The 21,380-nt window shown below is 49.9% G+C and carries 16 protein-coding genes; 7 read left to right on the forward strand and 9 right to left on the reverse strand.

What is annotated here, in order from left to right:
* Nucleotides 1–46 precede the first annotated feature (46 nt).
* Together coaE and ACN4EG_RS09580 are read left to right on the forward strand one after the other, a co-directional pair.
* Nucleotides 47–730, forward strand: coding sequence for a dephospho-CoA kinase (gene coaE / locus ACN4EG_RS09575; RefSeq protein ID WP_431629121.1), 684 nt, complete (start codon nt 47–49; stop codon nt 728–730).
* A gap of 130 nt (nt 731–860) precedes the next feature.
* Nucleotides 861–1,436: a type III secretion system chaperone family protein gene (locus ACN4EG_RS09580; protein WP_431629122.1), complete on the forward strand. Its 576-nt coding sequence runs from the start codon at nt 861–863 to the stop codon at nt 1,434–1,436.
* A gap of 32 nt (nt 1,437–1,468) precedes the next feature.
* On the opposite strand, the gene ACN4EG_RS09585 is transcribed toward ACN4EG_RS09580, so the two are convergent.
* The 3 genes from ACN4EG_RS09585 to ACN4EG_RS09595 form a co-directional block, all read right to left on the reverse strand.
* Complete coding sequence (locus tag ACN4EG_RS09585) at nt 1,469–2,872, reverse strand: TldD/PmbA family protein (protein WP_431629123.1); 1,404 nt, start codon at nt 2,870–2,872, stop codon at nt 1,469–1,471.
* Between the two features lie 191 nt (nt 2,873–3,063).
* Complete coding sequence (locus ACN4EG_RS09590) at nt 3,064–3,345, reverse strand: Npun_R1517 family heterocyst differentiation transcriptional regulator (protein ID WP_431629124.1); 282 nt, start codon at nt 3,343–3,345, stop codon at nt 3,064–3,066.
* Between the two features lie 728 nt (nt 3,346–4,073).
* Nucleotides 4,074–5,297, reverse strand: a complete 1,224-nt coding sequence (locus tag ACN4EG_RS09595; RefSeq protein WP_431629125.1) for a histidine kinase — start codon at nt 5,295–5,297, stop codon at nt 4,074–4,076.
* A gap of 179 nt (nt 5,298–5,476) precedes the next feature.
* On the opposite strand from ACN4EG_RS09595, the gene ACN4EG_RS09600 reads away from it, so the two are divergent.
* The 3 genes from ACN4EG_RS09600 (at nt 5,477) to ACN4EG_RS09610 (ending at nt 9,980) form a co-directional block, all read left to right on the forward strand.
* Entirely contained in the window at nt 5,477–6,664 is a 1,188-nt protein-coding gene (locus tag ACN4EG_RS09600) for a glycosyltransferase family 4 protein (RefSeq protein WP_431629126.1), read from the forward strand.
* Between the two features lie 22 nt (nt 6,665–6,686).
* Complete coding sequence (locus ACN4EG_RS09605; protein ID WP_431629127.1) at nt 6,687–9,260, forward strand: sigma 54-interacting transcriptional regulator; 2,574 nt, start codon at nt 6,687–6,689, stop codon at nt 9,258–9,260.
* A gap of 150 nt (nt 9,261–9,410) precedes the next feature.
* The gene (locus ACN4EG_RS09610) at nt 9,411–9,980 is read left to right on the forward strand and encodes an NYN domain-containing protein (RefSeq protein ID WP_431629128.1); all 570 of its coding nucleotides are present in this window, start codon (nt 9,411–9,413) and stop codon (nt 9,978–9,980) included.
* Nucleotides 9,981–10,015: 35 nt separating this feature from the next.
* On the opposite strand, the gene ACN4EG_RS09615 is transcribed toward ACN4EG_RS09610, so the two are convergent.
* The 4 genes from ACN4EG_RS09615 to ACN4EG_RS09630 form a co-directional block, all read right to left on the reverse strand.
* Nucleotides 10,016–12,199: a GumC family protein gene (locus tag ACN4EG_RS09615; RefSeq protein ID WP_431629129.1), complete on the reverse strand. Its 2,184-nt coding sequence runs from the start codon at nt 12,197–12,199 to the stop codon at nt 10,016–10,018.
* 60 nt (nt 12,200–12,259) lie between these two features.
* A complete protein-coding gene (locus ACN4EG_RS09620; protein WP_431629130.1) occupies nt 12,260–13,528 on the reverse strand; it encodes a polysaccharide biosynthesis/export family protein in 1,269 nt (422 codons plus the stop codon).
* Nucleotides 13,529–13,694: 166 nt separating this feature from the next.
* The gene (locus tag ACN4EG_RS09625; protein ID WP_431629131.1) at nt 13,695–14,417 is read right to left on the reverse strand and encodes a cyanoexosortase B system-associated protein; all 723 of its coding nucleotides are present in this window, start codon (nt 14,415–14,417) and stop codon (nt 13,695–13,697) included.
* Nucleotides 14,418–14,506: 89 nt separating this feature from the next.
* The gene (locus ACN4EG_RS09630) at nt 14,507–16,522 is read right to left on the reverse strand and encodes an MASE1 domain-containing protein (protein WP_431629132.1); all 2,016 of its coding nucleotides are present in this window, start codon (nt 16,520–16,522) and stop codon (nt 14,507–14,509) included.
* A 422-nt stretch (nt 16,523–16,944) separates the two neighbouring features.
* Between ACN4EG_RS09630 and ACN4EG_RS09635 the strand changes: the two genes are divergently transcribed.
* The gene (locus tag ACN4EG_RS09635; protein WP_431629133.1) at nt 16,945–18,171 is read left to right on the forward strand and encodes a hypothetical protein; all 1,227 of its coding nucleotides are present in this window, start codon (nt 16,945–16,947) and stop codon (nt 18,169–18,171) included.
* A 153-nt stretch (nt 18,172–18,324) separates the two neighbouring features.
* On the forward strand, nt 18,325–18,957 hold the full coding sequence (locus ACN4EG_RS09640) for a bifunctional 4-hydroxy-2-oxoglutarate aldolase/2-dehydro-3-deoxy-phosphogluconate aldolase (protein ID WP_431629134.1): 633 nt from the start codon (nt 18,325–18,327) through the stop codon (nt 18,955–18,957).
* Nucleotides 18,958–19,022: 65 nt separating this feature from the next.
* Here ACN4EG_RS09640 and sixA read toward each other — a convergent pair whose 3' ends face one another.
* Both sixA and ACN4EG_RS09650 read right to left on the reverse strand, forming a co-directional pair.
* On the reverse strand, nt 19,023–19,667 hold the full coding sequence (gene sixA, locus ACN4EG_RS09645) for a phosphohistidine phosphatase SixA (RefSeq protein WP_431629135.1): 645 nt from the start codon (nt 19,665–19,667) through the stop codon (nt 19,023–19,025).
* 148 nt (nt 19,668–19,815) lie between these two features.
* Nucleotides 19,816–21,039: a DHH family phosphoesterase gene (locus ACN4EG_RS09650; RefSeq protein WP_431629136.1), complete on the reverse strand. Its 1,224-nt coding sequence runs from the start codon at nt 21,037–21,039 to the stop codon at nt 19,816–19,818.
* Between the last annotated feature and the right edge of the window lie 341 nt (nt 21,040–21,380).

Genomic DNA, 21,380 nt, shown 5'->3' on the forward strand with positions numbered 1-21,380 from the left:
TGGGGGCGTTTTCTAGCCCGGTTTTGCCCTAATTGACCTACTGAAAATGCCCCGTTCGTCCACTGCTGCGGTGAATCCACTCCCCCAGTCTTCTAACTCCCATTCCCGCACTCCCCGAGTTGTTGGCCTGACGGGGGGAATTGCCATGGGAAAAACAACAGTATCTAATTACTTGGCGCAGGTGCATCAGTTGCCTGTGTTAGATGCAGATCTCTATGCCCGAGAAGCAGTTGCTCCAGGGAGTTCAATTCTGGCCGCGATCACCGATCGCTATGGTTCGACAATCCTGAATCCCGACGGCAGCCTCGATCGCAAACAATTGGGCACAATTATCTTTACGCAACCCCAGGAACGGCAGTGGATAGAGCATCAGATCCATCCCTTTGTGCGGCAACGCTTGCAGGCCGATCGGGACGCCCATCTACAGGTCGATCCCAAACGACCAGTAGTATTGGTTATTCCCCTACTGTTTGAGGCCGCAATGACCGATCTTGTGACGGAAATTTGGGTGATATACTGCCCCCGAGACCGTCAGATTCAGCGACTGATGGAGCGAGAAACCCTATCCTACGATCAGGCGATCGCCCGCGTCCAAAGTCAGATGGATATCCAAGAAAAGTGCGATCGAGCGGATCTTGTGTTAGATAATTCTTTGACCATTGAGGGACTTTTTCAAGCAGTCGATCGGGCATTAACTAAGGGATCCAATCTCAGAAGTCTTAACCCCTAGACTAACTCTAGATGTTTAAAAATCCCGTTCCAACCCCCCAACGACTAATACACTATCCCCCGATGACTAATACACTAGAACTTGTATTTTAGTGCTCTCTGCTTAACCCGTCTCATTTAGAGGAATCACTATGGCCGCCACGCTAGAACAGATTGCCGGATATCTAGACGCCAAAGGCTGGAAGTATCGCCTAGAGGCGGACGAGTCTCGCATCATTACTGGCGTCTATGCGGAAAATGTCGAGCAATTTCTGATCGTGATTCAACTCGATGAGGATGGCGAGTTTTTTGAAATCTATGCACCCCGCGTTTTAACCGGAATTAAGGATCACCCCCACAAAGACGCAATTCTGCAAACAATGCTGTGTATTTCCTGGGAAACCAAGATGTTGCAGTGGGAATATGATCCCTCCGATGGAGAAATTCGCGCCATTATTGAGTTTCCCCTGGAAGATGCTGAATTGACGGAACGACAGTTTAACCGCTGTCTCTATAGCTTGGTGCAATTGGTGGATGAATTGGCGTTGCCTCGCCTGCAAGCGGTGATGGAAACAGGAGAAGATCCCGGAGATTTAGAGGAAGGCGAACGATTACTGCTACAACTCCAACAGGAAGCTCCGGGATTATTAACGATGTTGGAAAAGGCCATGGAAGCACGCAAGCGGCGGGGGCGTGTTTCACCTTCGGAGGAATTGGACGACCTGTAGTCTTTCCTTCCCTTTGTGCAAGTTTCCGATCGCTAGTCTTCTTCGACTTCCCCTCCGACTACAACATTGCGGATTCGTAAGCTGGGGCCACCACAGCCCACGGCTAGGCCACTTTGTCCGCCCTTGCCACAGCCTCCTGACTCATCCCAGAAGAAGTCATCGCCAATGCCTTCAATGTCAGCCAGGGTTTGGAAGGCGTTGCCGGAGAGTGTAACATCCCGAACGGGTTCTGCCAGTTTGCCGTTACGAATCATCCAAGCTTCCCCAGCGGTGAACGTAAACATTTCACCGTTGGTCATGCCACCCAGCCAATTGCGAGCATAGACGCCTTCCTCGATGCCGCTGAAGAGATCCTGGACGGGCGTTTTGCCCCGTTCGATCCAGGTGTTGGTCATGCGGACGATCGGCGGATAGTGGTAGTTCAAGCAGCGGGCGTTGCCAGTGACCGTTTCACCTAACTTGCCAGCGGTTTCGCGGGAATGTAGTCGTCCTACCAGTACGCCGTCTTGGATCAGTTGGGTATTGGTCGCAGCAACGCCTTCATCGTCGTAGAAGTAGCTGCCCCGGTGCCCCGCGATCGCAGCTCCATCGAAAATCTGTAAATCCTCAGGGCCAAACCGGCGACCTAAGCTCATGGTTTCCAGTAAATCAGGATTTTCGTAGGCCATATCTGCTTCTGACAGATGCCCAAATGCTTCATGGACAAATAGCCCGGTTAAGATTGGATCGATGACGACAGTATAGGTTCCCCCTTTGACCGATGGGAGAGAGAGAGCTTCGACTGCCCGCTTCGCTGCTCCCTGAACCTGCTCATCTAAGTTGGTCAAATCCTCAAATCGGCTCCGGGAACCGACGGTTTCTCGACCTGTTTGCACCAGTTCCCCCTGCCGTGCTGTGGCTGCAAAGCGCAGTTCCATGTCAGCCCAAGACTGCTCAATCAAAGTGCCTTCTGAGGTTACGAGCAAGGTTCGTTGGGTAATGTCGCCGTAGCGCACAGACAGAGTGGCAATTTTGGGATCGGCACTGCGTAGAATGTCACCGTAGTGCTGGCACAGTGATTTCTTCTGGGCAAGGGAAACGTTCCGAGGATCGCTACCTGTGAGGGGAAGGGTACAAACAGTTTGTATCGGCTCAATGGGTGCAAGAATCGTTTCTTCGGTGCCAACGAGTTTGGCCGCTGCGATCGCTTCTTCAATGCGTTCCACCAAAGTATCCAGTCGATTAAAACTGGCAAACCCCCAGCCACCACGATGGCAAACTCGGACTTGTCCCCCGATCGCGATTCCCTCGCTGAGGGTTTCAATTTTGCCACCGCGCAATAGAATATCTGACCCTTCAGACGACTCTAACCGAATGGCCAGATAATCCACGCGGTTACGGTAGCGCTGAATGAGATTAGATAATCGATCGGCTTCGTGGTGCAGGGTGAAGGTCATAGCGAGGCAAGAACAACCAATGAAGAACAATAAATCCTGTCTTCATTGTGCTACCGATACTCAACCTACGCCAAATGTTAATTTCTATGGTTAAGAAATGTTTTAAGCTTCACCTGGCTGGTTAGGGTAACTACTTAAGTGATCCCGCAATGGCTCCACTAATCGTGAAATTCCCGAGATCCTGAGACTTCCTAAACTAAGTCTTTTGAGTTGCGAAGGCGAATCAATTGGCGACGCATTTTGGGAGAAGCGTTGACTTCTGACACTTCTTGAGCATTCACTGCCACTTGCAGGGGTTCTAAAAACTCATCGCTACCACAACTAAAGGCATCTAAGAGTATTTCCAGCAGTTGGTCTCGGTTGGACAAGACACCTCGTTCCTCAATCAGGCGAAACTTGAGATGTACTTCGCACTCGTATACGCCAACCTCTGGGGTCGCAGATTGATCATAATTCAGAGAATCGTACTGCATAATCCAGCTTTATCCCTATCTGAGTAACGAGGGAGCAATTGACTCGGACTACCTATTTTGCTCCAAACCATTTATATGCGGCTTCCCTAGGATGTTAGTACCGTAATAACACCCATCTTTTAGAACAGTCATCCTATGAACAAATGATGAAGTTGGACGATTGACGTGGCCTGAAATCACAGCTCAATCAATTCCTTAATTCCTTGGAAATGAGGAGTTTTAATGTTGTTTGCTTGCCAAGAAAAACAATCTTATACGGGTTCGAAAAAGTACCTTAAACTGAAACACGATCAAACCGATCAGGGGTTCCGTGCCTGATTTCTCAGGAGTTTCGTGTCTTGAGAACAAGGATTTTTGTAATCTTTGGTGAAAATCGAAGTGATTTTTATTACCTTTCAATTCTTCCCATGTTGCTATGGGATTACGGAACCGCTGTCAAATAGGAATTTTTTTGTTCGAAAAAACAGGGGATTTCAGATAGATTTCATTTCTCAAATTGCTTCATTAATTCTTCAAAGATTCCGTATGCTTGACAGAAGATTGTGTTATTTAGTCTCTTGATTCTGGGTTGTATCGGGAATCCTTTTGGAAGGAAAATCTTGCAATGCTTGATACAAAAGGCTTCTAGGATATTTTGAAAGACTACTGAAAAAATGGGGGAGACGAAATGTTGGTTTTTATACCGAGTGCAGCAGAATAGCCGATCTTGGCCGTTAATCTAGGGGAATTTACTGAGCGATCGCATCTTCGACGGCATTTTGAACTCGATAGACTGGCAAGGTGAAATGGAAACAACTGCCTTGGTTAGGCACAGAATCGACCCAGATTTGGCCATAGTGGGCTCGGACAATCCGTTGGCAGAGAGATAGCCCAATGCCGTAGCCTTCTTGCTCTTCATCGCGCTGGAGTCGAAAATGATCTTCGAAAATCTGATTACATTGATCTTCTGGAATGCCTGGGCCGTTGTCACAGATGCTCACTTGAACCTTTTGGGTTGTGCGGTGGAGAACCGATAAGCTAATCGTGCCCTGGCAGGGGGTGTATTTGATGGCATTGTCTAAAAGATTAGTCAAGACTTGATGAATGCGACTGGCATCAGCATAGACTGGGGGCAAGTCAGAGGGAATGTCTAGTTCGAGGGTTTGCTGCTTTTGGGTGAGTCGATCGTGGAGATCGGTTACAACCTCCTGGCAAAGATTGGCGAGATCAACCTTAATTGGCCAAACATTTAAATCAGCACTAGAGCCACGGGCCGCTTGCAAAATATCGGTGATCATGCGATCAATAACACGAATTTGAGTGCGGGCATGCTTGAGCAACTGATTGACCAAGGCGGGTGTGAGGCGTGAGGGTTGGTTGGCTTGGGGTTTATTCCCCATTTCCAAGGTCTCAATGGCGATCGATGCAGCGGTTAAAGGGTTCCGTAAATCATGGGCCAGCATGGCAATAATTTGATCCTTAAATTGCAGCTTGGATCGCAATTCTTCAGTCTCCTGCTTGAGGCGGAAGACATCATCCGAAAGCTGCAGCATTTCGGCATATTGACTAATGGAAGGAATTTCGCGATTGAGGACTTTTTCGATCGCGAGACTCGCGGAAGCCTCTGTAGAATGACTGTTCCGGTTCTCGGCTAAAAATTCTTCCGTCGATCGTTGCCAGCGGGGCCACCAACTTTTGAGTTGGGCAATCAGGTTACTCCCTGCCAGGGTTTGTCGGGGGTCTGGATGCACTTTCACCAAAGCAGGCGTTGCGATTAGGCGGAAATGTTCAGCTAGGTAGGGTTGTTCACCCACATCAATGACTTGGAGATCAAAGGGACAAAGTGCTTCTAGTTCTTGCAGAAGCGATCGAATCTGCCGGACTTGCTCCCTAGCAGTGGGGCGTTGATCCACGAACAGTAACAGTTGAAGTGGGGCGCTTTTCTGGGGTGAGACGTCGGGAGAAGCTGACATCGCGAAATCCTCCCTCATAAACATAGCAATCATACATTCCTTTACAGCAAAGGTAACGGATTGTGGACTGGTGAGGCAACTTTTCCGAGCCTGACCCTGTCCACAGCGTGTCCCATCACCTTGTAAAGTGGGAATTACAGAGTGAGAATACATTCAGCGAGTCAAGATCTACGGCACAAATGAAAATATTGGTGTTGACCTGGGAATTTCCCCCTCGCATTGTAGGTGGGATTGCCCGCCATGTGGCTGAACTTTACCCAGACCTGGTGAAACGAGGGCATGAAATCCACATCGTGACCGTTCAGTTTGGAGAAGCACCAGCCTATGAAGAAGTTGAGGGGGTTCAGGTTCATCGGGTTATGGTGGGAGAAAGCCACAATTTTTTCCATTGGGTGGGTCGAATGAATGAAAGTATGGGAAGCTTCGGTGGACAGTTGCTGATCCAGAAGCGCCCCTTTGATATCATTCATGCCCATGATTGGTTAGTGGGAGATTCGGCGATCGCACTCAAACACCATTTCCATATCCCCTTAGTTGCCACTATTCATGCAACAGAATATGGACGCAACAATGGAATTCATAACGATGTACAACGCCATGTCAGCGAAAAGGAGCGGTTTCTAGCCCACGAAGCTTGGCGTATCATTGTTTGCACCCAGTACATGAGACGGGAAGTAGTGAAGGTTCTGCACATGCCTTCCGATAAAATTGATGTGGTATATAACGGCATTCGGGCTGAGAAAAAGCATCTAGATCCCGATTTTGACGTGCTGTCTTTTCGGCGGCGGTTTGCCCAGGATGATGAAAAGATTGTGTACTACGTTGGACGCATTACCTACGAGAAAGGGATTGTTCGCTTACTCCAGGCGGCTCCTCTGGTCATTCAGGCATTAGAGGGCCATGTCAAGTTTGTCATTATCGGGACAGGACAGCTTGAGCCTCTGCAACGACAGGCTCGGGACTTGGGGATCTGGGATGCTTGCTGTTTTACTGGCTTTATGCCTGATGCGGATTTGGACAAGTTTCAGACGATCGCGGATTGTGCAGTCTTTCCAAGTCTGTATGAACCCTTTGGAATTGTGGCCCTAGAAAGCTTTGCAGCGCGAGTGCCGGTGGTGGTGTCGAATACGGGGGGATTGCCAGAGGTGGTGGATCATGGCCGCACGGGCGTGGTGACGACCACCAACGATTCTCTATCCTTGGCTCAGGGAATTTTAGAAATCCTCAAGAATCCAGAGTTGGCCCATCAGCTTGTGGAAAATGCCTACCAAGAACTCGAGCATCGGTTTCGCTGGGCTCTCTTGGCGGAACAAACGGAAAAAATTTATCAACGGGTGGTGCAGGAGCGATCGCAGGTGAACTGGTAACGGGATCATAGGGGAGAGTAGGATGGATCTGAAGGCACGGGGTGACTGGTTACGGCAATTTACGGTTCTTGGGAGTTTGTCCGATGTTGCCCTCTCCGCGATCGCTGCAGCGATCGAAGAAATCCCTTTTCAACCGAATCGGCGACTCGTGTTAGAGGATACGTTGCCGCCAGCGCTGTATATTCTGCACCAAGGGCATCTGGAAAGCTATCGCACGAGCCCGAATACGATCGCCCAGGCTGTGGGAATCCTACCTGGCGCAGTTTTGTATTTAAAGGAATTACTGCTGGATCAGCTTGCCGAACAGACAACGATTACCCTAGATGATGGCTGGTTGTGGCAGGTGCCCCGCTCACAACTGAGTGAGCTTGTGCGACAGTATCCTGAAATTGCTCAGTTGGTTTCCCAGCAGTTGGCGGAAGCTTTGCAGGAAGCGGAAGCCACTTTAACGTTTGAGCGGGAACGGGAACGGACTCTGCGGCCCTATTTGATGCCCAAAGTGCGGCGGGGCATTGTGGGTTCAAGTCGCTATGCCGCGCGGTTGCGGCAGGATATTCGCAAAGCAACGGACGATCGTCAGCCAGTGTTGATCTTTGGGGAGCCTGGTCTGAATAAGGACAACATTGCGGCGTTGATTCACTTTGGGTCTGCCGATCGTCATGAGCCGTTAGTGAAGCTGAATTGCAACACATTGCAGGCCAATGGGGCGGACTTATTTGGTCGGGGCAATCGATCGGGCATTCTAGATTGGATCGGTCGGGGCACGCTGATGTTAAACAATTTGGAGGACTTGCCTCAAAATCTTGAAGAAAAATTAATTGATTTATTGGAAACAGGCCAGTATGTAGCTGTTCCCCGAGATCGCGAGTCCACGGGGAATTCCGGAGTCAACCCTAGTTCTGGGTCTGGATCATCTACCAATATCAAGTTTTCGGAAGCTCGCATTATTATGACTTCCGAAAAGATTGTGCCTCAAATAGAAAAATGTCAGCAGGTTCGCCATTCGATTAAGGTGCCACCGTTGCGGGTGCGGAAGGCGGATATTGCGGCGCAGGTGGAATATTACCTAAGTTTGATCTGTCGATCGAGGGGGATTGCGAAACCTAAAGTCACGCCAGAAGCCTTACGTCGATTACAAAGCTATGACTTTCCAGGAAATTTAACGGAACTGGAAAACTTGGTTAATCGGGCGTTATTACAAGCCGATGGGGCGGCTGAGCTAACGGAAGCCGTGTTTTGGCCTGCGAGTAGTAAAGCCAATCGCTTTCGGGTGAATTTGTTAAATCTTTATCCCCAATTGCGACATTTTTTACGAAGTGATTGGTATCCCGATCGAATTAATTATGGATTCACGTTAGCGGCCTTTGCAGTCATCGTAGGAGTATTGTGCCTGGGGCCACAAAGTCGCGATCGAAATTTTGCACTAAATTTATTTTGGGATTGGTGGTGGCTCGGAAGTTGCTTAATTTTTCCATTTTTAGGCCGGATTTGGTGCTCGGTTTGCCCATTTATGATCTACGGCGAACTGGTCCAAAAACTATCGTTGCAGTGGTGGCCCCGATCACTCAAACCATGGCCTAGACAACAGGCAGAGGCGGTGGGTGGGTGGTTTTTGTTTGGCCTCTTTGTCTTGATTTTGCTGTGGGAAGAGTTGTGGAATTTGGAAGATACGGCCTATTTATCTGCTTGTTTACTGTTACTCATTACGGCGGGGGCTGTGATTTTTTCGCTACTGTTTGAGCGGCGATTTTGGTGTCGCTATTTGTGTCCGATCGGGGGAATGAATGGGTTATTTGCCAAGCTGTCGATGGTGGAACTGCGGGCAAAACAGGGAATTTGCTCAGCCTCCTGCACAACCTATCAATGTTATAAAGGGGGGCCACAAAAGGGTGAAGGTCAGGAAACGGGTGGCTGTCCCATTTATTCCCATCCTGCGCAATTGCAGGATAACAAGGATTGTGTATTGTGCATGACTTGTTTGAAAGCCTGTCCCCATCGATCGGTGGAATTGAATTTGCGACCACCGGGGATTGAGCTATGGACGACCCATGAGCCTAGTTATGCGGAAGTTTCGCTATTGTTTTTACTATTTGGGGCCGTATTTTTACATCGACTGCCGGAACTGCAACTGCGTTTACGGTTAGATTTTCATTTAGAACAATTCGGGTTTCATATCTGGGCTGCAATCATGGCATTAAGTTTACCGATCGCGATTGCGGTTATCTTCCATTCTGTGCAGAAATTGATTAATCCGGTGGGTAAAACACGGCGATTTTTGTATGTAGCCTATGGCTATCTACCCTTGGTATTGGGTGGAACGATGGCGCACTACCTTAAGTTGGGGTTGGAGGAAGCAGGCCAAATTTTACCCGTTGCGTTTTCGACCTTTGGCTTGGCGACGGTGGGAGTACCTGGATTTTCGGCCCATCCGGCAGTGATTGCCTTTTTGCAAGGTGGAACACTGCTGGCTGCCTTGGTTTGCAGCGTGATTTTGACGCAGAAAGTCGCTAAACAGCCCATCCTCAAGCTGTGGCCGCAGCATGGAGCCGCGTTTGTTCTCATGGTGCTGATGTGGAGTGTCATTGTGGGATGGTAATGGGGTTCCCCGTGGGATGGTAATGGGGTTCCCCGATCGCGCCCACGATCGGGCTCCGTCATGGCTGAAATTTGTAAGAATATTTTTAACTTCGAAATTCTGGATTGGCTGTATCCTATTATGTCCTATCCGATAATTCTGATATGGATTATGAAGCCCAAACCCATTCCCGATCGTCCTTCTGTGTATGTATTTTTGGACGTAGAAAATATTCCTGCCCATAACCATGCTTACTGGATTCGACTGTTGGCAAAGCAATATGGGGAGGTTAATTCAGCCCGCCTGCGGGCCTATGCGGTCAATTGGCGAGTGCGTAAAAAATCTAAAGTAATGCTGGAAGAGACTGGCTTTTCGACGGTGAGAGTTTCGCCGGGACACAATGCTGTGGATAACAAGATTTTCCGGGATTGTTTAATTATGTCGAAAATTCGGCAGACACTGTTGCCCGAGGTCTATATTTTATCAACGGGAGATAGTGATTTTGTTCCAGTCGTTGATGTGTTGCATGAACGAAATCACTATGTTGTTTGCTTAACCAGTAAACATCGCCAAGCCAGCCAAGAATTAATTCAGATTGTTGATGAACACTATGGTTTAGAAGATCTCCCCCAATTGCTAGCCGAAGTGCATAAAAATCACAAGGTCATCACAGTTGCAAAATCCCCATCCCCATCCCCATCCGTTGCGGCCAGTGATGACCCGTCGCTTTTATATCAATAGGTCTGCTAATCCATCTGTCAATCCATCTGTGCGGTCTATACCTCTACTTGGGAGGTGGATACGGCAGCAGAGTCATGGGCGATCGCCAACGGAGGCTGATAGGCCGTTGATGTTTCCACTGGACGCAGTACATCGACTTCCACGCCGTTCACCACTGCCCCTAGCAAGGTCAGATTTTCCGATTCATTGAGCTGTTCGATCGCTTCTGTTAACAGGCTTTGTTGCGTAATACCTGGCCGAGTGACCAAAATGAGTCCATCGGTATAAGGTTCCAACAATAGTGCATCATTACATTGACTGAGGGGAGGGGTGTCTAGGACAACAAAATCAAATCGCCCTTGGGCATCTTCCAATAAGCGATGAATTTCGTTGGATTCCAAAATCGAAGCGGCCTGTGATTGTACTCCCACACCGGGGATGATGTAGAGATTCTCCACCTCGGGCACGAGTTGAATGCAATCACTGATGTGACTGTAATAGCGTAACGGTTCCCGCAATCGATCCGTTGGTAAACTGATGCCTAATTCCTGGCTACGGGAGGTCGATCGTAAATCTGCTTCAATCAATAGCGTTCGCTTGCCCGATCGAGCCGCTGCGATCGCCAAATTATAAGCCACAGTGGTTTTGCCTTCCTGGGCGATCGGACTACTAATCAGGAGCATTTTGGGTAACGTCCCTTCGGCCAATCGGAGGGTGCTACGGAGGCGCTCATAGGCATCACTGTAGGGCGAATCGGCTTTGAGTAACAGCGGTGAACCATTGCTATTTTCCCAACTGGGAATCCAAGGCACCATCCCTAACAACGGCACATCTTGTTGCCGAAGGGTATCCCGCAAATCCTCGGGGGTATAAACCGTGCCCTCCATCATATCCAGCAGGAAAATCACCCCTGCCCCCAAAATTAAGCCCACCACGCCCCCGACCAGAATCATCAACGGTGCATTTTTAGGTGGTTTAGGTTCGATCGGGATGGTTGATAACTGAGCAACACTTAAGCTACTAACGGTTTCGGCTTCGGCGGTTTTAGCGTCAATCAACTTGGCCTGCATTTGATCATGCAATGCCTTTTTGAGCTTGAACTGATCTTCTAGGCGGGTTCTTGCCAGTTGTTTGTTCGGCAAATTTTGCAACTGGAGGCGCAGATCTTGGCGCGATCGGCTGAGCAGTTGTAACTGGCGGACAATGCCTTCCCGTTGTGTGGTTAAAGCCACCAGTTGATTCGCCATTTCCTGGCGTTTGGGATCGAGGCTACTGTCTTGGCGGACATTAGCCTGGAAGGGGGCAGCTACCCCATCCCCCCCCATCACCTCGCGGGCCCGCTGCTGGAGCTGCTCATCTAATGCCGTTTTTTGCTGGGTCAGTTCCACCATGCGGGGGTGGGCTGGGGTCAAGTCTTTGCCCGCGATCGCCAATTGTGATTCGATCTGATAAATTTGGGCCCGCAGATTGGCAATGATTGGATCAGCACTGAGCGCTGAAGACACATAGGCTTGATTGGGGTCTAACCCCAATTTGCTTTGCAAACTAGCCACTTCGGCATTGATCCGTTCCAGTTCCAAGCCCAACACGCGCTGTTGGGTATCACTTTGGGAAATGGCTCCGCTCAAGCTGCCATTTTGCGCTGCGATCAGGGCTGGGCCTTCGGTGCGATCGTACAGTTCCAACTGCTGTTCTGCGGCATTCAGTTCTGCCTTGGCCTGGGGAATGCGTTGATTTAAAGACTCAATAATAGCTTTTAAGCGGGCGGAATTATTGGCTTGGCTCTGCTGCACAATTTGCTCTGCCAAACTTTGTATCACCTGCTTGGCCCGATTTTCATTGACATCCCGATAGACTAACTGAACCTGATTATTTCCCCCAGAGGGTGCTGCTTTTTTATCCTTAGTAGACTCTCCTGCAGCAAGGGTCACTTTCAAATTCTTGAGAATTTTTTGGCTATTTAAGCCGACTTTTTGGGCCACGCCGTTCAACATGGCTTCCGTGACGAGGGAATCGGCAGTAAAGGTTTCGATCGGTTGGCGTACCTCCGTTCCCGTGGCAGAAAATGCCGTTGTAGGCCGATTTGCCACCAAAGTCGCTTCCACCGTGTAGGTTGGTGGGGGATCGGGTTGCGAGACCACTAAACTGGCTCCCGTTACCCCCAGGGCTAAGCCCATAGGTAGCAACCATTTATAGCGATTGACAGCGAGGAAGTAGCGTTTAACGATCGGGGAAGCCATGGGGGATGGGGGAAATCGAGTTTACACAAAGAAGCTTCTGGGTCAGATTCTGGGTCAGAATTACTCCTGCCCCGAGGGTCGAAACAGATTGGTTGCGCTACTGCCCAATTCACGGAAAAACAAGAGGAATCCTAATACATCCCGAAAGGGCTGGGTGAACACATTTAAGGCATAGGTGATTTTGCCCACTAAGTTGCGCCCAATCACAATCACATCATTATCCTGGAGGGCAATATTTTGTGTTGTGTCGCCCATAATGGCCTTTTTGCCATCCAGTTGGAAGGTAATGGCCTTTTGCTGGACGCCATCAAAGCGCACCACTGCAATTTTGCGCAGATTGGCGGCATCTGGATTGAGGCCCACCTTGGCTAGGGCATCGACAAACTTGCTGCCGTTGGGCACAATTACTTCTCCTAGGCCCCCTCGGGCATAGCTGAGGACGCGAATCGTCAGTTGGGGTTTAACCAAGGTCGATCGGGCCACAATGCTGCGATCGTACTCCTGCAATTTATCCGGTTGCAACTTTGCGACCATAATCACATCGCCATCCTGCAAGCGGGCATCGGGCAACGATGTTCCCATTTTTAATGGGGTGAATAAATCTAACGTTTCCTCGATCGTGTTGCCATTGGGCAGGGCTCGTCGAACTTTGACCTCCCGCAGATCGGCTTGATCCGTGGTGCCCCCTGCTGCGAGGAGAACGGAGGAGACTCGCTGGGGCTGATTGCCAAGGGGATACAACCCCGGTCGTACCACTTCCCCTGTCACGGTCACTTGTACAGTCCGTTGATTGGCGAGCGAGAGGAGGACGATCGGATTAATAATGTACCGACTCACGGCTTGCTGCACCCTTGCCTGGGCTTCATCGATCGTCAGTCCTTGCAGTTCAATTTTGCCCAATACTGGGTGGGTTATTTTGCCTTCGGGATCAATCGCGGCTTGGAAGCTAAAGTCCTGAAACCGTTGCACAAAGACCGACACCACATCCCCAGCACCCAACCGATATTGGCCAAAGGTCGGCATGGGAATGGATTCTGTTGCGTTGGGAATCCCCGTTTCAGCCGTTCCCTGGGGGAGGCTCAGTGCATCCGCCGGGGGCAGTTCGCCGCGATCGCGCAGTTGTTGCCGTGCTTGTTCGACCAGTTCCAGGGCGGTTGGTCGGCGATCGGGTTCCAGGGTCGGCGGGGGCGGTGTTTGAGCGAAACTTGGGCGAATCCAGGCGCTCCCAGCCAAGATCCCTAAGGAAATTTGCAAGGTGGTATGGAAACTGGCGATCGAGAGGGCAGTCCACCGAACAGAGCGCCGAATTGGAAAGGGGGTGACAACCATGGGTTTCAAAGGACAGCATGGGTTTCAAAGGACAGGCGTTCAACAGCGCTGGTCTTGGCCAGGGAAGTGGGATTTGGCTGGGTTGGAGAGTAGGTGGGTCAAGGTGACTTATAGCACAGGAATCGCGGGAGATTCCAGAGAAAATTTTGGGCCGAAAATTTTGGGCCTAAGCGGCAGATTTAAACACGGTTTCCAGGAGAGCACTCTGTATAGTCTTCCCGAAGCTATCAATGCGATCGCGATAGTTGCCTAAATCATCCAACGGTTCAATTTCCAATAAGGCTGAAACCGCGACCCAGGGTTGGCGTTGGCGGTGCAGTTGAGCTAAGCGATCGGCCATAAACCAATGGCTAGGGACGGGCGATCCTCCCGTCGGCCATGCGTACCACTGCAATACCGCATAGGTTTGCTGCCGATTCCAAGCTCGAAACAGTTGGGCTGTGACGGTGACGGGTTGGGAATTAGCAGGGGAATTGGTTGGTGATACTGTAAACGTAAGGGATTGTTGGGAATCGGTGTCCCATTGTTGAATCCCATTCAGATCCATCCATTCCACCTGAGGTTGATCCTTGGGGCCATTTTGCGTAAATAGGAACACAATGGCTGTGTTCTGCTGGCTATCTTGGCTTTCTTGCACAGACCAAATGTGATCACCGAGGGTCAGGGTTCGCTGTTTCGTCATTTGCCAACCGGGTAGAGGTAATCCATGCTGCCGTAGATGCTTCAGGTTTTGCAGAACCGTAACCGGTGGCGGAGATTGCCAGAACCAACTGCCTTTGAGATAGCCCGGTATTGCCCCGACCAGAAGGAGGACAAGCAATAGGGCTAAGAGGCCCCATCGTAGGATCGGGAGGAACAATCGCCGATGGGCGGGAAGGGAAATCGACATTTTCATGTTGCTAGGGCGGCCCAAGAATCTAGAACAAAGTCTAGACCCTAGACTGCCCAAAATGCTGCCTCAAACTGCGTTGATGGAGATCAAGATTCCTGGATCATCGTTTTCGGCAATTGGTGAACTGGAATCTCAACCACAAACTTAGTGCCTCTTCCGGGCGTTGAACTACACCAAAGTTGCCCATGATGGGTTTCTGCAATAATTTGATAACTGATAGAGAGTCCTAAACCTGTTCCTTTGCCGATGGATTTCGTTGTCCAAAAGGGATCAAAAATGCGCGATCGCACGTCTTCTGTAATACCTAAACCGTTGTCCACGATTTCAATCTGTACGTGGTTTTCTTCGGTGAGGCGGGTAGCAATCCAAATCCGTCGCAATTGAGGTTTACCCTCCTCGGAGATCGGGTGGGCCATGGGTTCTTCCAATGCATCGATCGCATTGGCCAGTAAGTTCATAAACACTTGATTGATTTGACTGGGATAGCATTCAACCAACGGCAAATTACCGTAATGCTTGACGACTTCAATGTCTGGACGATGATGCTTCCCAATCAAGCGGTGCTTTAAAATGAGAAGCGTATTCTCTAGTCCCTCATGGATATCAACTACTTTAAAATCTGCTTCATCCAACCGAGAAAAGTTGCGCAGGGATAAAATAATTTGCCGAATCCGATCGGTTCCGACATTCATTGACCTGAGAAGATTCATCAGATCTTCTTGGAGAAAGGTGAAATGGATTTCATCCAGCAGGATTTGTAGCGTTTGGGGTGGGTTCGGGTAATGGAGTTGATAGGCTTGAATCACTTGAAGTAAATCTTGAACATAGCGTTCAATGTAAACTAAGTTGCCATGAATGAAATTGACAGGATTGTTGATTTCATGGGCAATACCCGCCACCATTTGCCCCAAGGCTGACATTTTCTCACTCTGGAACATTTGCAGTTGGGTTTGTTGCAACTGAGTGAGAGTTTGCTGTAATGTTGCGTTCTTGAGATAGAGTTCTTCGGTTCTTTCCTGTACCCGAACTTCTAACTTCTCATTCGTTTCAGCAAGTTCAGCAAAGGCTCCCCGCAATTTCGCTTCTGCCTGGGCCCGTTCGGCGATCGTGGCGGTCAGAACCAAAATGGTGAGGGTAATGACGCCAACAAAGGATTGCAATTGCATCAAAGAGTAATTTAGATCTGCACTTGCAAAGCCCCCTTTCCCATTGACGGTGGCAATGACTGCGATCGCGGCCACTACCCCCGTTAGCAGCGTGGCTCCGGGTTGCCCGAAGCGAAATGCGGCCCAAATCAGCAGAGGAATCAGCATGAACTCTAGGTGGTGGCCTTTGTCAAACGCCACTCCCCCAATGATGGTAATCAACCCTAATAAAAACGCAGGCTCTAGGGTGTTCCAAAGTTCGCGCCAAGGTTTTTGGGTTAAAAGCGGATGGGGGTGGGTTGTCCCTGCCAACGCCTCTGAACGCAAGGGGGGAAACAGCCATTGCCGCAGTTGCCGGATAGGATGCTGACTCCCCTGAAGGAAATGTTTCCAGGAAAGTATAACTGGCGTCACGATCCAAATCCCTGAGACATTGGAGATCCACCAGGTTAACCAGACTGTGCCATAGGCAGGCCAAGGAAGTTTGCTATTTAGGGTTAAACAGGTCACTCCAACGGTGGCATTAATGGCTGGCCCAACCATTCCTGTAAAGAACAGAAATCGAAAGACATCGGTAACCCGCTCTAGGGGGTAGCGACCCTTGGTGGATTTCCGCAGTAGCCAGACTCCCAATAGGGTGCCTGCCGTTGTCCCGATCGCAATGCCAAGAACGGGCAAAGTGGAAATCAATAACGCGGGGAGACTTGTTGCATCACGAAAGGCCCAGAAATTGGCGAGGAATGAACCTAGCCCCACGCCGTAGCCTAACCAATTGCCAAATAAAAGGATGGCTCCGACGGCAAGACCATCGGGCGGCCATACCGGCGTAACATCTTGAGGTGTGGAGGCCAAGTAGCGAGACAGTTCTGCGGTTGCGTAATAGGCGATCGCTAACGCAAAAATGGAGTTCAGTTTAATCAGAGCACGGGGGAACACAGGAAATCTAAGTTGGCGCATTGCTGGAGCATCGGATCGCACAGCAGGGATTTTTACCCATGCCAGTTCACCCATTAGCATGCCCCGTTCGGTCGCAGAGTACAATACCCCCGGAGATACCCCCGGAGATACCCCCCGGAGTAGAACATAGGGTTCAGCAAAGGACTTAACGTTCCCCTTGTTGAAGGGGCATTCGATCGCACTACACAGGTTATGCTCTGGATTGTCACACCAACTGTCACACCTATAAAATTGTCACACTAAACTGTCACATTTGGGATGCTTGCTCCTCGATCGGGTGGGCTGATCTTCATTATTCCATCTGAGTTTCAGCATTTCAGGACAAAATGAGTCTGAGCCACCTGACAAACTGACCTAAGTTTCGGGGAATCCCCCCTTTACCGTCCGAAGGTACAGGTGTGCGCTACCGAGAGAAACATCCTATGAACACCCACTTTGCTTCTGCTGCTGAACAACCTTCTGGTCTGGCTTCTGACACTCCCCAAAAACGCAATCCTCAACTGGATGACCTGAACCAGCGTGATATCCAAAAGCTTGCTCAAATCTTAGTGTCTGAACTGACCACAGAACTCAACCTGAAACCGACGGAATCAGTTCAAGTGATCGCTCAACGGATTGCCGTTGAGGTCGAGCGGATTTGTAGCAAGAGCGATCGTATTCAAACCTCCGGCCAAGTCGGTTCTTGGCGGTTGACCCTGGCTCGTTATCGGTTGCAAAAGTGCATCCACTTCTATCAACTGGGTTCCCGCCGGGGTCGGGTTGATTTGCACAGTACCCTGAGCACCATGGTTTACCGCCCGATCTCCCCGGCCCATCTGCAACTCAGCTTCCAAGCTCGCTACAACCTGATCGAAGATTTTCTGCAAGGGTTTTACACTGAGTCGCTGCGGGCTTTCCGTCGAGAAAATGTATTGGCGGAAACCTACCAACCCAAAACAAAGCTACAACTGGCGGAATACATGGCGTTTACCGAACAGTACGCCAAGCGTCGGATCACCCTGCCGGGATGCCAAAGCCAACAGTTAGTGATTTTGCGGGCACAACGCTTTGCCAATCGCCAACCCCAGGAAATTACAGTCGATATTGAAACGGCAATGGAATCGGCAAAGGATTCGGAATCGGATGCTTATGGGCGGTCTCCAGTGTTGCAGATGATCCGCGAACAAATGGTGTCTGAGAAGCAAGACAATGGTGAGGATTCTCTGCGCGATCGGGTGGTGACGGAACTGATTCAGTATTTGGAATCTCAAGATCAGCAAGATTGCATTAACTACCTGACCTTGAAGTTGCAAGATCTATCCGTACCGGAAATCGATGAAATTCTGGGCCTGACCGCACGGCAACGGGACTACCTGCAACAGCGTTTTAAGTACCACGTTGAAAAGTTTGCCATTTCCCACAATTGGCAGTTGGTGCATGAGTGGTTAGGGGCCGATCTCGATCGGAATCTCGGCCTCTCACCCCAGCTCTGGCAGCAATTCCGGGCCAACCTCACCCCCGAGCAACAGCAACTCTTAGACTTCAAACAAACGGGTACAGAAGATAAGGTGATTGCTAAATCCCTGAAATGCACGGAAAAACAGGTTCAGAAGCGCTGGGCAAAACTGCTGGAAGCTGCTTGGGAAGCTCGGAACCAACAAGTTAAATAAAGTCCTGGTTTCTATTTCATCCTAGTTTCATCTTATCGGTAGCACGTGGGCAGATCTCCGGATCTGCCTTTTTCATGGCGTAAAGTGGTCGTAACGTAAAACTGTCTTTGCTCAAAGTAGTTTAAATTAAAGTGGTTTTAGTTTCGAGACATCATGATTTCCGATTCCTGGCTCCAACTTCTCACCCAAAATCGCGCGATCGCCGTGATTCGTACTCCGCACTATGATCTTGGCTGGCAGATGGCGAATGCAGTAGCCAAGGGGGGAATGCGGTTGATTGAAGTGACGTGGGATAGCGATCGAGCGCCGGAGTTAATTGCACGATTACGCGAAGCTTACCCGGATTGTGTGATTGGAACGGGAACCGTGCTGACCGTTGAGGCGTTGGATAAAGCCCTCGCTGCCGGGACACAGTTTGCCTTTTCGCCCTTTGCCAACCCGGAGATGATCGCTTTTGCCAATTCCCAGGGAATTCCCCTCGTGCCTGGAGCCCTAACGCCGACGGAAATCCTACAAGCATGGCAAGCAGGGGCAAAAACTATTAAGGTGTTTCCCGTCAGTGCCCTCGGCGGGGCAAATTATATTCAAAGCCTGCAAGATCCCCTCAAAGGAATTCCCCTCATTCCCACTGGGGGCGTCACAATGAGTAATGCTAAATCGATGCTGAAGGCTGGGGCGATCGCGGTCGGACTATCCGGTAGTTTATTCCCCAAGAAAGCGATCGAAACTGGGGATTGGGAGATCGTGCAAATGGTGGCCCGCCGTTTAGTTAAATTGCTGACTTAGGTTGTTCAACTGCGCTGATTTGAGTGGTGATCGAACGGGCAATTTATCAAGTTCCCAACCCATAATCACAATAACAATCGCGGTGATGTTAACCAAAATATTGTACTTTTGCCAACCAAGTTGCCCGTTGTAGGTAATTCCAGTCCGATCGTGCCTGCTTTTTTCAACACGAAGCGGTTAACGATATCTCCAAAAATCAAGCGTTCAGCTGCTTGGCTCAGATCTGGTTCATGGCCCACGATCGCGATCGGTTTCGCCACAGCTTGCCAAGCCTGCAAGACTTCTAGCCAAGCGGCAAAACTCCCCTCTGGTGCTAAGCAGTTCAGCACTTCTAAATCAGTCCCAATCCCCTCTTCCTGCAAAATTTTTGCCGTTTGATGGGCTCGGAGGTAGGGACTGGTGAAGAGACGATCGACCTGAACCCCAACTTCCCGCAGGCGTCGAGCCACTTTCCGCGTTTTTTGGACGCCTTCTGAGGTTAGTGGACGCAGTGCATCATCGGCATAGTCTCCAAACTGGCCAGCTAGCCCGTGGCGAATTAGATACAGCGAAAATGTAGACATAATGTAGGTATCAGTTATGTAGGTATCAGTTATGTAGGCATCAGTCAATGCGATTGCTACAGAGAGCTTGGGCTGAAGTTCGATCGAGAATTGCGGTGCACTCAAACAAGAATTCGGTGCGCTCAAACTACCAGGATCGTCACTCACCCTAGGGAAAAGCGCATAAATAAAATCCCAATTGGGTAGGGGTAGGAGAGTAAAAGGGTAGGAGGGTAGGGGAATGAAGAAGGGATATTATTTCTTTGCAAATCCCCTACCTCTAGGAAGTCCTCGTTCCTGGCATCCATGTAGCGACTTAAGACAAGTTCAACCCCTTGGGATAGTTTTGTTCTGGATTAATTAACCGCAGCAACTTTTGTTTGACCTGGGCATCGTAAATGCGCCACTTCATTTGGGCGTATTCACTATTTTCCGCAAAGCCCGATAGAAAACCGATCGGAATTTCAAAGCCCCCCGCCTGAGATCGACCTCCCCCAAAAAAGCGCCCATTGGAATCATGGCCAAAGGCTTCCTTGAGGAATTCGTCGGGATCGAGGGTGATTTTATTCGTCCGCAGTGAACCCACTACCATTTCCACTTCGTCATCTTCGTCATGGACAATGCCGTAGACCACTGCTGTATGCACGTTATCCTCCGTGACTAGAAAGTCTGCGGCCTGGGGAATGGCATCCCGATCGTCATAGCGCAGATAACCCACCCCCGCAATGGAGAAGTTGTTCTGAACGCAGCGATTTTTCAACGATCGCTCAATCACATCCATTACCGGGCGCGATCGCGAAGATTGCAACACTGCATTTAACAACTGCGCATCATAGAATTTACTCAAGTAAGCTGCTGCTAGGAAATCTTCCTCCTGAGCTTGCATGAGGCGATTGGTATCCGATCGTAAACCATGCATCAGCGCCGTTGCACATTTGACATGTTCGGCAATGTTGCTATCCAGCTTCAGCAATCCCGCTTGGAGGTACTGGGTCAAAATCGTCGCTGTGGCTCGCGTGTGGGTGCGAATGTCCACGTATTCCGCCCGTAGATCTTCCTGCAAGCTGTGGTGATCAATGATCGCAATGATGGGAATGGTAGACTCCCGCAGCACGGACATCAACTGACTGGTAGTGCCTTGGTTATCAATCAGCACACAGCCGGAATACAGGGACAGATCCTTCGTCCGCATTGCTTGAACTGTCCAACGCTGCAACGGAATTCCGGTCAGTTTTACCAACGCAATATTTTCTTGGTGGCTCAGGGTTCCGGCGTAGACAATTTCGCAGTGAATCTCATATTTTTGGGCGATCAACCGATAGGTCCAAGCCGACGACAGCGCATCGGGATCGGGAAAGTCCTGCAAAATAATAATTTGGCGTTCTCCCCGGTGCCGATCGAGCACTTGACGAAACTGGTCAATTTTCTGGTCGTTTTCCGGCAATCGGCTGGTATCGTAGGCCGATCGTCCGCGTATGTCCGCTCCGTAGCCACTACCATTTGTCAGTTGACTAATCGGGTCAGGGATAACTATTTCCATGGTTGGGAACCCATTACGTGAAGAGAGAGGATCGGATTCGCCACTAGCTGAAGTCTTCTTCGCTGCGGTTTTCTTAGAGGAATCACTTGAGTCAGGTTGCATAGGAGAAAAAATCAGGGAATGAAGCCGAATCCTCAGAATGAGTGAGTCGTTAGATTCAGTTGAGGGTTGCAAGGTCGGTGTAGCCAGTAGAGCATCCCCAGAAGGGCAGGACAGGCGCAGAAAGCGGAGCGAAAGTTTACATTGGCTTAATATCCTTGACGTCTAATCACAGGTGTCTAATCGCGGTTATGCCCAGGAGATGAGATTATCCTTATAGATCTTCGCAAAAAACTTCAGAA

This window comes from Alkalinema pantanalense CENA528, from assembly GCF_050753345.1.
In the GTDB taxonomy this organism is placed as follows: domain Bacteria; phylum Cyanobacteriota; class Cyanobacteriia; order Leptolyngbyales; family Leptolyngbyaceae; genus Alkalinema; species Alkalinema pantanalense.